Annotated in this window: 11 protein-coding genes; 7 read left to right on the plus strand and 4 right to left on the minus strand. The window is 44.8% G+C overall.

Going from position 1 to position 13662, the window contains the following annotated elements; all coding sequences use genetic code 11:
* Nucleotides 1-16 precede the first annotated feature (16 nt).
* Both ACH97_RS15795 and ACH97_RS15800 read left to right on the plus strand, forming a co-directional pair.
* Nucleotides 17-319 carry a DUF2089 family protein gene (locus ACH97_RS15795; RefSeq protein WP_025810340.1) on the plus strand — a complete coding sequence of 101 codons (303 nt, stop codon included), beginning with the start codon at nt 17-19 and terminating at the stop codon, nt 317-319.
* Entirely contained in the window at nt 316-597 is a 282-nt protein-coding gene (locus ACH97_RS15800; protein ID WP_020450469.1) for a hypothetical protein, read from the plus strand. The genes ACH97_RS15795 and ACH97_RS15800 overlap by 4 nt, the downstream gene beginning before the upstream one ends.
* Before the next feature lie 72 nt (nt 598-669).
* Here ACH97_RS15800 and ACH97_RS15805 read toward each other — a convergent pair whose 3' ends face one another.
* Complete coding sequence (locus tag ACH97_RS15805) at nt 670-1752, minus strand: glycoside hydrolase family 26 protein (RefSeq protein WP_048350347.1); 1083 nt, start codon at nt 1750-1752, stop codon at nt 670-672.
* Between the two features lie 123 nt (nt 1753-1875).
* A complete protein-coding gene (locus ACH97_RS15810) occupies nt 1876-2724 on the minus strand; it encodes a TetR/AcrR family transcriptional regulator (RefSeq protein ID WP_025810344.1) in 849 nt (282 codons plus the stop codon).
* A 146-nt stretch (nt 2725-2870) separates the two neighbouring features.
* On the opposite strand from ACH97_RS15810, the gene ACH97_RS15815 reads away from it, so the two are divergent.
* Together ACH97_RS15815 and ACH97_RS15820 are read left to right on the plus strand one after the other, a co-directional pair.
* The gene (locus tag ACH97_RS15815; protein WP_048350346.1) at nt 2871-6029 is read left to right on the plus strand and encodes an efflux RND transporter permease subunit; all 3159 of its coding nucleotides are present in this window, start codon (nt 2871-2873) and stop codon (nt 6027-6029) included.
* A gap of 131 nt (nt 6030-6160) precedes the next feature.
* Nucleotides 6161-6361, plus strand: a complete 201-nt coding sequence (locus ACH97_RS15820) for a hypothetical protein (protein ID WP_020450473.1) — start codon at nt 6161-6163, stop codon at nt 6359-6361.
* A 98-nt stretch (nt 6362-6459) separates the two neighbouring features.
* Here the strand turns inward: ACH97_RS15820 and ACH97_RS15825 are convergent, their stop codons facing one another.
* Nucleotides 6460-7002 carry a GNAT family N-acetyltransferase gene (locus ACH97_RS15825; RefSeq protein ID WP_048350345.1) on the minus strand — a complete coding sequence of 181 codons (543 nt, stop codon included), beginning with the start codon at nt 7000-7002 and terminating at the stop codon, nt 6460-6462.
* A 13-nt stretch (nt 7003-7015) separates the two neighbouring features.
* A complete protein-coding gene (locus ACH97_RS15830; protein ID WP_025810350.1) occupies nt 7016-7969 on the minus strand; it encodes a nucleoside hydrolase in 954 nt (317 codons plus the stop codon).
* Between the two features lie 199 nt (nt 7970-8168).
* On the opposite strand from ACH97_RS15830, the gene ACH97_RS15835 reads away from it, so the two are divergent.
* From ACH97_RS15835 to drmE, 3 genes are all read left to right on the plus strand, one after another.
* Nucleotides 8169-9083 (plus strand): diacylglycerol kinase, encoded by a 915-nt coding sequence (locus tag ACH97_RS15835; RefSeq protein ID WP_023855610.1) that lies wholly within the window; start codon nt 8169-8171, stop codon nt 9081-9083.
* Between the two features lie 48 nt (nt 9084-9131).
* Nucleotides 9132-10511 (plus strand): 23S rRNA (uracil(1939)-C(5))-methyltransferase RlmD, encoded by a 1380-nt coding sequence (gene rlmD, locus ACH97_RS15840; RefSeq protein WP_048350344.1) that lies wholly within the window; start codon nt 9132-9134, stop codon nt 10509-10511.
* Nucleotides 10512-11262: 751 nt separating this feature from the next.
* Complete coding sequence (drmE, locus tag ACH97_RS15845; RefSeq protein ID WP_020450478.1) at nt 11263-13662, plus strand: DISARM system-associated protein DrmE; 2400 nt, start codon at nt 11263-11265, stop codon at nt 13660-13662.

A 13662-nucleotide genomic window follows, 5' to 3' on the forward strand; every position in this document is an offset into this window, starting at 1 on the left:
ATAAGAGGGGCTGTCTATGGAAAGAAAAGATGTACCCGAATGGATATTGGCTTTAGAAGAAGAGGATGTAGAATTTATTAAAAATTTTATGCTGAAATCTGGTTCGTTAAAAGAAATTGCAAAGAGTTATCAAGTATCCTATCCAACAGTTAGGGTTAGGTTGGATCGATTAATACAAAAAATTCAACTCATTGATGAATTGGAAAATGAGACTTTTGTTCATTTTATTAAACAGTTAGCTATCGATGATCAGATAAGTCTGGAAAATGCAAAGTTAATCATTGAGAAATATAAAAAAGAGCGGGGTGTTCATAAATGAATACTATATATATACTACTGATCGGATTTGCAATACTGGGAATTCAATATTTTTTATCGACCAGAAATCGTACTTTTTGGGGAGCTATACTGCCAACAGCTTATATCATTTTTCTCGTTGCATTATCCATTCATGAAGGAAAATCTTTCGCATCATTTTATCTTCCTCTTATTGGCGGACTGGCTTTATTGCTGGGGGAATGGATTAAAGGCAGAGAAGCTTTGAAAAAAAAGCAGGAAAGAGAAATGAGAGTTATGAAAGCCATGGATATTAAATAACAGGACCAGCCTCAAAAGGACAGAACAAGCTGCTTAAAAAACCTTGGAGAATAATTCTCCAAGGTTTTTTCGTTATTCCACAACAGGCGTCAAAGAACCGCCGTCCCAGATGTCTCCTTTATTCAGCGTCCATGGATGAAGATAGAGGGCGCCCGCTCCCTTATTCACAGCAGGGCTCCACCCATCGTTCCACGCCAGGAAGTACGTCGTATTCGGGTATTTCTCTTTGATTGCATGGATAAACCGCGCGTAATCCAGCCCGCCGTTTGTCGTCTGTGGCCCGACCTCTGTAAAGGCAAACGGCTTGTTCAGAGATGTGAGCTGATCGTAGCCATCAATGGCGTGCGGGTCATCAAAATAAGCGTCAAGCCCGACGATGTCAACATATGATGCGCCCGGATAAAAGTCTGTTTTAAAGTCTCTGTTGGCGTCAGGCGCATACACCCACAACAGATGATCCAAGCCTCTTGTCTTTGTCATATAGTCATAGATTTTCACATAGAGCCGTTTGTATAAGGAGATTCTCGCGCTGTCTTTTTGATTATATTGCGTCAGCCCCCACCAGAACCATTCGCCGTTCATTTCATGAAGGGGTCTGAATAGAACGGGTACGCCTTCATTTTCAAGCTCCTGAAGGCCATCGGCGATTTTGCTCAGCATCGCCTCAAGCCGTTTTCCTTCGGGCGTGGAAGAATCTAAAATTCTCTCATACTGGCTGTTTGAAATCTGAGTTTTATAATGACCCGAAGTAAACGCGGGGTTTGCGAGGTGCAGGCTGATTTGCGGAATGCCTCCGCTTTTCCAGTATGCGATCAAGTCGCTGTTGCAGCTGTAGTCAATCGTATCGGCGATCTCTTCCGGCTCCAGCCATCCCCTTGCATAATCGCAGCCGTATATGGCTGGCAGCTGTCCTGTTGCCTGTTTGATCCGGTCGGCTTCAGTCAGCGAAAATGTGTCGAGGCTGTATCCTCCGAATGCCCCGGACATCACTCGGTTTTCCGTCCGATTGGGCAGGTGGGCAAGCCAGTTCATCACCGCTTTCGTCGTCGGCTGGGCATTCGGATTCACCGGAGAAACGGTGTGTGCGTAGCTCGGCTGCGAAACGGCAAAAGCAAGGAGCAGCGCGAAGATAGAGCAAACGATGCTTTTTTTCACTAAGGTAAAACCCCCTAAAAATCTAGATTGTCTTAAGCGATCTTATTATACATGCTGTTTCCAAAATATTCATGGTCAGATCGTCGTATTGTAGGGAAATAAAAAAACAGCCATCAGGCTGTTTTATGAATGAAGGAAACGGGTGATCATTCCATAGAGATGCTGGACATTGTCCTGATGCTCCAAATTTGTCAGCATGCCCTGGAGCACGGGGATGCGGGGCGAATCTTTTCTCAGCTCTTCCTCGATCACATCCAGTGTAATGAGAATGTCTTCCGGCAGCGCCGGCTGACGTTTGGCATCTTCAAGCTCCCGCAAAATCGTATGTTTATCGGCCGTACTGCCGGCGTTCCGGTAATAGCTGTACGTCCGTCCGGCCAGGATCGGCTGCTCCCCGTTTTGAACCATGCCATCAATCATGTCATCGATTCTTCTCATAATAAAATCCGCAAGTTCGTAAAAATCGATATCCAGTTCATTAAAGATAAACAAATTTTGATAAGACTGCACGATGCCTTGAACGATCACGGACAAGTCTGACAGATAGGGCTTCACAATGTCCCCGTAGGCTGCTGACAGCGCGTTTTTATACGTCTCGTGGAATTTTTGGCTGACATTTTTAAAATATTCTTCGATCTTGCTGTTTTCCGGGATGCTGTGTTCGCTGATCATCACGAGAATAAAGTCGCGGTGCTCCTTGCTCTCACTGAATTGATAAGCAATCTGCTCCTTGAACGTTTCCTTCGGAGGAAAATTCTTTTGCTGAATGATCTTCATATTTTCCATCGTTCGATCGATATAATACTTAATGATTGCAAGCAAAAGCGCTTCTTTCGACTTGAAATGGAGGTAGAAAGCTCCTTTTGAGATGTTGCATTCATTGGCGATGTCCTGAATCGTTGTGGAAGCAAACCCGTTTTTCGCGAACAGGTGCAGGCCTGCTTTAATGATTTTTTCTTCTTTTTCTGTCATGAATGTACCCCTTTAACACTTCTTTAAAATTGAATAAATTTTAACATATATAAGTTGACGCTGTTTACTTTTGAAGTTTATTATTGTATAGAATGACCAGTCAGTCAATCTGTATTCTGAAAATGATATACACAATGGAGGTCGTAATGAATTCTATCATTAATTTTGTACTAAAGAACAAGTTCGCTGTGTGGCTGATGACGATTATTGTTACGGTTGCCGGCATTTATGCGGGTTTAAATATGAAGCAGGAATCAATTCCTGATGTGAACATGCCTTATTTGACCGTCAGCACGACATACCCCGGAGCCACTCCGAGCCAGGTAGCTGATGAAGTCACAAAGCCTGTTGAACAAGCCGTGCAAAACCTGGACGGCGTCAGCGTTGTGACGTCCACTTCGTATGAAAACGCATCATCGGTGATGATTGAATACGATTATGAAAAGGATATGGACAAAGCGAAGACGGAAGCCGCTGAAGCATTGGCGAATCTCGATCTGCCGGACAATGCGAAAGAGCCGAGCATTTCGCGCTACAGCATGAATTCCTTCCCGATCCTCGCGCTCAGCGTGTCCAGTGATAAAGACGATCTTCAAAGCTTGACGAAAAAAGTGGAAGACAGCCTCCTGACGAAGCTTGAAGGCCTTGAAGGCGTAGCTTCCGTTCAGCTTTCCGGGCAGCAGGTTGAAGAAGTCGAATTTTCATTTAAAAAAGACAAATTGAAGCAATATGGGCTTGACGAGGATACAGTCAAGCAAGTGATTCAAGGATCTGATGTGACGACTCCGCTTGGGTTGTACACATTCGGGAAAGAAGAAAAATCGGTCGTCGTGAGCGGCGATATCGAAACAATTAAAGACTTGAAAAATATGAGAATTCCAGCGGCGTCTGCCGGAGGCGCAAGCGCGCAAGCCGGAGCGCAAAGTGCGCAAGCGGCCCAGGGCGCGCAGGCTCAAGCCGGAGCACAGAGCGCCGGACAAGCTCAGCAAAGCGCGGGAGTCCCGACGGTTAAGCTGTCTGACATCGCAACGATTAAAGATGTCAAAAAAGCCGAATCCATTTCACGAACCAATGGTAAAGACAGCATCGGCATCAGCGTCATTAAAGCAAACGACGCCAATACCGTCGAGGTAGCCGACAACGTAAAAGCTGAACTCGAACAATTCAAAAAAGACCACAAAGGCTTCAAATACAGCTCGACATACGATCAAGCCGAACCGATCACCGAGTCGGTCGAGACGATGCTGAGCAAAGCGATTTTCGGAGCGATCTTTGCGGTTGTGATCATTCTCTTATTCCTAAGGGATATTAAATCAACATTAATCTCGGTCATTTCGATTCCATTGTCATTGTTAATCGCACTGCTTGTCTTGAACCAGCTTGATATCACGCTCAATATCATGACGCTCGGCGCCATGACGGTCGCCATCGGACGGGTTGTCGACGACTCGATCGTCGTCATTGAAAACATTTACCGCCGCATGAGGCTGAAAGATGAGCCGCTGCGCGGAAAAGCGCTCGTGCGCGAAGCGACGAAGGAAATGTTCATGCCGATCATGTCATCAACGATCGTGACGATCGCGGTATTCCTGCCGCTCGCACTCGTCGGCGGTCAAATCGGCGAATTGTTCCTGCCGTTTGCCTTAACGATTGTATTCGCGCTTGCCGCATCCCTGCTGATCGCGATCACGCTCGTGCCGATGCTTGCGCACACCCTCTTCAAAAAGTCGTTGACAGGTGCGCCGGTGAAGGCGAAAGAACACAAGCCTGGGGTACTGGCCAACTTCTACAAAAAAGTGTTGAATTGGTCGCTCAGCCATAAATGGATCACTTCGATCATCGCGGTTCTAATGCTGGTCGGAAGCTTGTTCCTCGTGCCGCTAATCGGAGCGAGCTACTTGCCTGCTACAAAAGATAAAATGGTGCAAATCACATACACTCCTGAACCGGGAGAAACGAAAAAAGAAGCGGAAAAAGAAGCGCAAAAAGCTGAAAAAGTCCTATTGGACCGCAAACACGTCGATACGGTTCAATATACGTTAGGAGCGGGAAATCCGCTGATGGGCGGAAGCTCAAACGGCGCGTTGTTCTATATCAAATATGAGGAAGACACACCTGATTTTGATAAAGAAAAAGACAACGTCCTAAAAGACATTCAGAAGCAATCCAAACGCGGAGAATGGAAAACCCAGGATTTCAGCTCTTCAGGCAATAACAATCAGTTAACCTATTATGTGTACGGAGATTCAGAAAAAGAGATTAAAGGCACTGTAAAAGAGATCGAAAAGATTATGAAAGACCAAAATGACCTGAAGAACGTAAACTCAGGCCTGTCCAGCACATATGACGAATTTACTTTTGTCGCTGACCAGGAGAAATTAAGCAAACTCGGGTTAACGGCATCACAGATTTCTCAGGCGCTCATGAAAGAAACATCGCAGGCGCCGCTTACAACCGTGAAAAAAGACGGAAAAGATCTTGATGTCACGATTAAAACAGAAGAAGAAACATATAAAAGCGTCAAAGATTTAGAAAACAAGAAAATCACAACTCCGACCGGCCAAAAAGTGAAAATCGGCGATGTCGCGAAAGTGAAGGAAGGCACGACATCTGACACGATTTCAAAACGCGACGGCAAAATCTATGCCGATGTCACGGCGGAAGTCACATCGGACAACGTCACGGCCGTATCAGTCGACGTACAGAAAAACATCGACAAGATCGACCTGCCTGACAACGTCACAATCGATACAGGCGGCGTATCCGCTGATATCGAAGATTCCTTTACAAAACTCGGACTCGCAATGCTTGCGGCGGTTGCGATCGTCTACCTCGTGCTTGTGATTACATTCGGCGGAGCACTGGCGCCATTTGCGATCCTGTTCTCGCTGCCGTTTACCATTATCGGCGCCTTGGTGGGACTTTACGTATCAGGAGAAACAATCAGCTTGAACGCAATGATCGGAATGCTGATGCTGATCGGTATCGTCGTTACAAACGCGATTGTCTTAATCGACCGCGTCATCCATAAGGAAGCGGAAGGGCTCTCAACGAGAGAAGCACTCCTTGAAGCCGGCTCTACAAGGCTCCGTCCGATCCTGATGACGGCCATCGCCACAATCGGCGCCCTGATTCCATTGGCGCTCGGATTTGAAGGCGGCAGCCAGGTCATTTCAAAAGGACTAGGCGTCACCGTTATCGGCGGTTTGATCAGTTCGACGCTCCTTACCCTTCTGATCGTACCGATCGTATACGAAGTGCTGGCGAAATTCCGCCGGAAAAAACCGGGTATGAAAGAAGAGTAAGTCGATAAAACATGAACCCCTTGGAATGCTCCTTTCCAAGGGGTTTTTTCTTTGATGAGACGATCGTCGGTGTTTAACAAATATATCCTGTGTTATGCTTTGTTTAAAAAAGGCAACAGAGGAGGCAGTGAATGGAATCGAAAGGAAACAACGAACCAAGCCCCAAAGCCGTAAAGCGGCTCACCTGGATCATACCGATCGTGTTGATCGGAGTCATTTTTCTCTTGAAAAATATAAGAAATCCTGTGACTGATGTTTTATTTTATATTGTATGTGCAGGTGTTATCGCCTTAGTCATTTTCAGCATCATGAAAGAGACAAAAAGCAGATGAAAGCATGTTATGAGCTTGTCGATAAAGGTTGAAATGATCTTCATCGACAAGCTTTTTTAATGCTGCTGATTTCGTTTTCCAGCCCCGCAAAGAAGCGGTTAATCATGCGGATTGATTACCGCCAGCAGCTGATGGTCTTCCCATTTTCCGTTGATCTTAACGTTTTTCCGGGCGATGCCTTCTTTGTGAAAGCCCGCCTTCTCCAGCACCCGGATCGAGGCAAGATTACGGGGCATGACGCCGGCTTCGATGCGATGGAGCTTGAGATCTTGAAAGGCGAACTCGACCATCAGCTTGACGGCTTCTGTCGTGTAGCCTTTGCCGTTGTGTTTCTGATCCAAAAAATAGCCGATGAAGGCGCTTTGCAAGGAGCCGCGCAGTACCTGGAAAAGGTTGATCGTTCCGATCAGCGTATCGTTTGCAGGATCAAAGATGCCAAAATAATAATCTACATCGTTCTGCATATTTTCATATAAACTTTGAAGCCTCTTCTGTTGTCCTTCGATTGTATAAAACTCTTCGTTCCGCTCCATTGAAAACTGTTCAAAAAACGGGCGGTTTGCGTTCTGCAAGTCAAGGCAAGCCTCGGCGTCTTCAGCCGTGAGCGGCCTGATATAAATGTTTGTCCCTTTTTTGATCATGGAAAGTCTCCTTTTATAAAGATGGAATGCGGTCGGCTTTTTTCATCAACTCTTCAAAATACGCAAAAAATTGATCCCTGTCGACTTGATCGACGACTTCGACCATTCTGCCGTGAGGATGCTCTTCTGTCGTTCCTTGGCGCGGGCTTTCCGTATGGACAACCGCCTTGACGCTGCGCGAGCGTGTCATATCGACTGTGCCGAGTGTCAGCGTCGTCAGCACATCCCAAAGGTAGTATGTCGAATTCGTCTCGTTATGGACAAGCGGCGGACACATCGCATAGCACTGGCCGATAAAATCGATCCCGACATGCTTTCTGAGGCTTGCCCAATGGGAGCGGATATCGTTTGTCAATGGCACCTGGTTCGTGCTTTCAAGCGCGACCATTTCGATCTGAATATCGCGTTCAAACACCGTCTTGACGCTGTAAGGGTCCCAAAAGGCGTTCCATTCCGCCGTCCCGTCGTGCTCAGGCTCTTCCACATTTCCTTTCTCAAGGAAGGTACCGCCCATCCAGACAAGTTTGGCAATGTGCTTGATGATCGCCGGTTCTTCCTCAAGCGCCCTCGCCAAGTCTGTCAGCGGGCCGGTGAACAGCAGCGTCACCGGTTCCGGGCTCTGTTTGACGCATTCAATGAGATGGAGGTGAGCGGGCAGGTCTGACACAGGGGTCCGGACTTCGCCTTTTTCATTTAAAAGCGGCAGGGCGTCGACATAAAAAGCGTGCATGCGCCACTCCTTCGGGAACGGATGCACCCCTCTCGAATCGGATGCCGCAGTCTCGACCTGGTACGAACCGAAGCGGTCAATGATTTTTCGGCTGGCACTGAGAGCCGGCTCCAAATAGCAATCCGCCGGTATGACGGATGCTCCGATCAATTTGACATCTTCCATCTGCAATAGCAGAAATAAAGAGACGAGATCATCGACGCCTCCGTCATGGTTAAAATAAACGGGCTTTTTCACAGCAACATCTCCTTTTTTCTTAATATTAATTATTTTACATCAATTAGATCCCGAAGTCTTTTTTACCATGAATTAGGGCATTTTATCTAAAATTAAACAAATAATAAAACCCATTTTGTTGCGATTTTTTCAACAACTAGTATAATTAAAGGTTGTTGGTAAAGAAATGATACGGATACTCTAATAGGATGATGAAAACATGAAACGTGCACGAATCATATACAATCCGACTTCCGGACGCGAAATTTTCAAAAAAAACCTTGCCCAAGTTCTGCAGAAGTTCGAGCAGGCAGGCTATGAAACGTCTTGCCATGCGACAACAGGGGAAGGGGATGCCGTACAGGCCGCCAGAAACGCCGCTGAGCGGGAATTTGACTTGATTGTTGCGGCCGGAGGAGACGGCACATTAAATGAAGTCATCAACGGACTGGCGCCGTTGGAACACCGTCCCAAGCTCGGAGTCATTCCGGTCGGAACGACGAATGACTTTGCGAGAGCGCTCGGCATTCCGCGCGAGGATATTTTAAAGGCGGTAAACACAATACTAGAGGGAGAAGCCCGTCCGATTGACATCGGCCGCGTCAACGGCCAATATTTCATCAATATTGCCGGCGGCGGACGCCTCACCGAACTGACATATGACGTACCAAGCAAATTGAAGACGATGCTCGGCCATCTTGCCTATTATTTAAAAGGAATGGAAATGCTCCTTCCTTCGCTAAGGCCGACCGAGGTCGAAATCGAATACGACGGCAAGCTGTTTGAAGGAGAAGTGATGCTGTTTCTCGTCATGCTGACGAACTCCGTCGGCGGCTTTGAGAAGCTCGCTCCAGACTCAAGCTTGAATGACGGCATGTTTGACCTCGTTATTTTAAAACGGGCAAACCTCGCCGAATTCATCAGACTTGTCGGACTTGCCCTCCGCGGCGAACATATCAATGACGAGCATATCATCTACACGAAAGCAAACCGCGTCAAAGTGACGGTCAAAGACAAAATGCTCCTCAACCTTGACGGCGAATACGGCGGCGAACTGCCAGGCGAATTCGAAAACCTCTACCGCCATATCGATGTCGTCATGTCAAAAGAAAAAGCGAGAAAATTGGATGATTGAACTTGGTCTAAAGAGCTGGCCAAGTTTTTCTTATAGCAGGTGAAAAAGATGAAACAAAAAGCCCCCGTTCAAAAAAATGAATATTACAATGTCGTATTTGAAGATTTAACACACGAAGGAGCCGGCGTCGCCAAAGTCGACGGCTTCCCGATTTTCGTGCCGAACGCACTCCCTGAAGAAAAGGCTCAGATCAAAGTGACCCGGGTCAAAAAAGGCTTCGCCTTCGGCCGCCTTATCGACTTGAAAGAAGAAAGCCGCTTTCGTACAGACGCGCCGTGCCCGATCTACAAGCAGTGCGGCGGCTGCCAGCTTCAGCACATCAACTACGAAGGCCAGCTTCTCTACAAGCAGAAGCAAGTCAAAGACGTGCTTGAGCGAATCGGCAAGCTCGATTTAAGCCGGATCACCGTCCACCCGACCCTCGGCATGGAAGACCCGTGGAACTACCGAAACAAAGCGCAGGTCCCTGTCGGCGAAAGAGAAGGCGGTCTGATCGCAGGCTTCTACCAGCAGCGCAGCCATGAAATCATCGACATGAACGAATGCCTGATCCAGCAGTCGGAAAACGACCGCGTCGTTCAAGCGATTAAAGAAATCTGCGGCAAATACGGCATCAAGGCGTACAACGAAGAACGCCACAAAGGCTGGCTCAGACACATCATGGTCAGATACGGCGCCGTCACAGGCGAAATGATGGTCGTCTTCATCACAAGGACAAACGACTTCCCGCACAAAGCGAAAATCGTCGAGGAGATCACCGCGGCATTCCCGCGCGTCAAATCGATCGTCCAAAACATCAACCCGAAAAAAACAAACGTCATCTTCGGCGACGAAACGCACGTCATCTGGGGAGAAGAATACATTTACGACACCATCGGCGGCATCAAATTCGCTATCTCAGCCAGATCCTTTTACCAAGTCAACCCCGAGCAAACAAAGGTGCTCTACGACAAAGCGCTTGAATACGCCGAACTGAACGGCGAAGAAACCGTCATCGACGCGTATTGTGGCATCGGCACGATTTCGCTCTTCTTGGCGAAGAAGGCGAAAAAAGTATACGGCGTCGAAATTGTGCCGGAAGCGATCGAGGACGCGAAGCGGAATGCTGAGTTGAATGGTATTGAGAACGCTGAGTTTGAAGTTGGCGAAGCTGAGACCGTGATTCCGAAGTGGTATAAGGAAGGCATTACAGCTGACACGCTTGTGGTTGACCCGCCGCGCAAAGGGTGCGACGAGGCGTTGCTGCGGACGATTTTGGAGATGAAGCCGAAGCGTGTAGTGTATGTATCATGCAACCCGGGAACCTTGGCGCGCGATTTGCGGGTGCTGGAGGATGGCGGGTATGCGACGCTTGAGGTGCAGCCTGTTGATATGTTTCCGCATACGAGCCATGTGGAGTGTTGTGCGTTGATAAAATTAATTAAATAATTAGCAGAAGAGTCCGGGAATCGATAAAAAATTCTCGGACTTCCGTTTGTTTTTATTTCAATTCTTTCTATGTAAGTAAGCGGTGAAAAATATCAGATGTTATTTATTGGAAATTAACGTGTTCGTCAAGCTGTTGTTTTAGTTCAAGTAATGCTAATTGATCTTATTTAGTTTCAAGAGCTGTTTTCATTAAAAAAACGCTCAACTTTCATATGAATATCCTCCAAATTCATAAAGAGGTCTAGACCTAATTTTGAATAATTTCCTGTAATCTCAGTTGATTTTTAGTAGTAATTATAAAAACAATCTGAAAATCCGACTATATTTTACTTGGTTGTGAAGAGTATTCATATTAAACGGTGTGACGATACCAACTTTATAGTTCACAAAAGTAAATCCTCCAATTTGCTCTATTATTCTTAAAAATCCCTTATATAGATAAAAATTTTTCTGAGGTACTAGGTTTTTATAGTGCCTTTGGCTAATGGCCTTTTGTGCCCCCCAAGAAGTGAGGAAAACCAGAGTACCTCAGCGAGGCGGACTGAAATTGTTATAGATAGCTAAAATAACTTTATAGTGGGGAGAAATCTCAGTTAAAAAACGCTACAAGGAAATTGGCACAATTGGTCTGTTCTTCTAATATACATATAGAAGTACTCTAATTCTGTTGGTATAATAGTATTATGAAATTTAAGTTTTTTGTAATTTGTATGGTGAATCCAACGATTTTACAAATGAGAGAAGGAGATAGATGTTGTATAGCACATCAGACAAGTCTTTAGTACATTGTAGTGTACCTCAGCAGATATTTTATCGAGCCGAAGAGTGTATGGGTGATGAAATTGTTGGGTCCCTGTTGTGCAAGGAAAACATATTGCTCTGTACACCGAGAAAGTACATATTTCCACATCTAGTATTGAGAGCGCTTAATATGGATGAAACAATGGGGTTTCAGAAAAGAGAGAATCCATCTAAAAGGGCGGAAATCTTGGTGGTAACCAATCGCTTAGAGATGCTGGCCTTCCTGGAGACTTGCCGTGTGAATGCGGAGAGGCTCTTTCAAATATGCAGTAATATTCATCAATATATTGGGTATTGCAATATGGGGGATACCTACTTTGCTCGAGTGTATTGGAGGCATATTCTTTACCATTACTACGAAGGCAAGTTACCCCAAGATGTTCCCTTGCACTACATATATCCTGTTGCATCAGGCTACCGCAAGTTTAATGCCCTTTCAAGGGGGAACAGAAATATATTGGGGAGGAAGGATAGTCAAAATCCCACAATTTATGTTACGGAGAATTTGGACATGCTCAATGAGCAGGAACATAGTTTTGATTATATTTTTGTGGATTGTTCTTACATTAAAAAGGGCTTATCGAACTTACCTAAGAGCACTTTGTTGTTCTTTGACAACCTTTTAGATGACCGCATCCCATATCTACAGAAAAGTGCTGTTAAGAATTATATAGTTGATGGGGATTGTATCCAGAATATTGATGAAAACGAAATACAGCAACCTATGATTAATATAGAAGAATTGCTACATAAAGTGAGCATTCATTCGCTGGATGTAGAGTATGTTAAAAGTAGTTTTGAGCAGGAAATTGAGCGACTAATCCACCTATTGGATAAATTAAGAAAGGGGAAATTTTCAAGATATGATACGAATGTTGCGGCAAAGCTGGTGTATATTTTAATCCGACTTCCTATCGGTGCTGGACTTTACGATTTAATTGCATCAATGCAGCCATATTGGGACACTGTTCTCGGATTACTCCAAGAATTAAAGGATAGCGAAAGTCGTTATGAAAATGATTCTTTTGAGGAAATGGTGTCTTTATTTGAGGATATTTTGTACAAACATTCTCTTGACCGTTCTAACCCTAAGGGGGATGAATTGAAGGCATTCATTCTAAACGAAGTAAAGCAAGGCAAGAGTGTTTGTGTGGTCTCCAATAGTCGAAAGAACCAACTTGCTCTAAAAGAGTTCATCTCGTTGGCAATGGGAATGACAATAGAGGAATTGGCTGAATACGATTTGCAATTCTTTGTGTCTAAAGATATTTGGGCTCAAGATATTACTGTACATTGTGATTCTCTTGTCATGTACTCTGCAATAAATTTTAGAGATTTACAGTCATTGTTGAAAATTTCTTATAAGAGAGCCAAATTATATTTGTACAGTTCAGAAATTAACTTAATTACTCAAAAATTGAAAACGATATTGGAAGCGGAAAATTATGCATTAAGGCATTTTGTTCAGAACTCAACCCAACAGGATAGCACTAACTTTTATAGGTATCTCTATAATCGATTCAACAAGTTTGCTCGTCAGAAAGTCATTGGTTTAAATAGTGCTGCTGCTGATTTGTTAGAGAAGAGTACAACAGTGTCCCCTGCTGTTTACCGTGGGGAGAAGGATTATAAAGGTACAGATGCTGTTAAAGCAACTTTGGTTCATTTTACAGATGGAAGTGTATCCTTCTTTACAAAGAACAGTGCAGTTTATGTGCTAGATAACAAGAATAAACGAGTTACACATAAACATTTTCACGAAATAGGATTAAAAGACACTATTCTTTTTGTCGATAACGATGCTAGGAAAGATTTGTATAGGATATTCATTCAATCTGTTGACGCGAAGGACACTAGTAAACAAGCATATCTGTCTATTAAAAAGTGGAGAGAATTATATGAAGAAAAGTTTATGGAAAAACGGATGGACGATGATAGGCTTTTCCGATTGATGCGAACTGCAGGTTGGAATAAAACCACAAAATCCGTTCTGCGAAACTGGAGGACGGGATATAGCTATGGCCCTCGGGACAGGGAGGACATTATGGTATTGGGTGAGGTACTTGGAATAAATACTTTTGTGGAAGATGTCCAAACCTACTATAATGCAATGTCGAAAATTAGGGTGGAGCGACGCAAAGCTTCTAGAATTTTAAATAAATTGATTTATTCCTCAAAACAAGTTCTTGGTAATGAGGACTCAGCTATATTGGCCAGATACAATCTTACTTTAGAGCAGTTAAATGAATCGTTAGTTACCAAAAGCATTAAGGAAATTGTTTCAGACAGGATGTATTACATAAAACCTGCGGAAGTTGGCCTTTTATACAATGTAGATGCCAAGGAGTGA

Origin of the sequence: Bacillus paralicheniformis (assembly GCF_001042485.2) — a bacterium.
GTDB lineage: Bacteria > Bacillota > Bacilli > Bacillales > Bacillaceae > Bacillus > Bacillus paralicheniformis.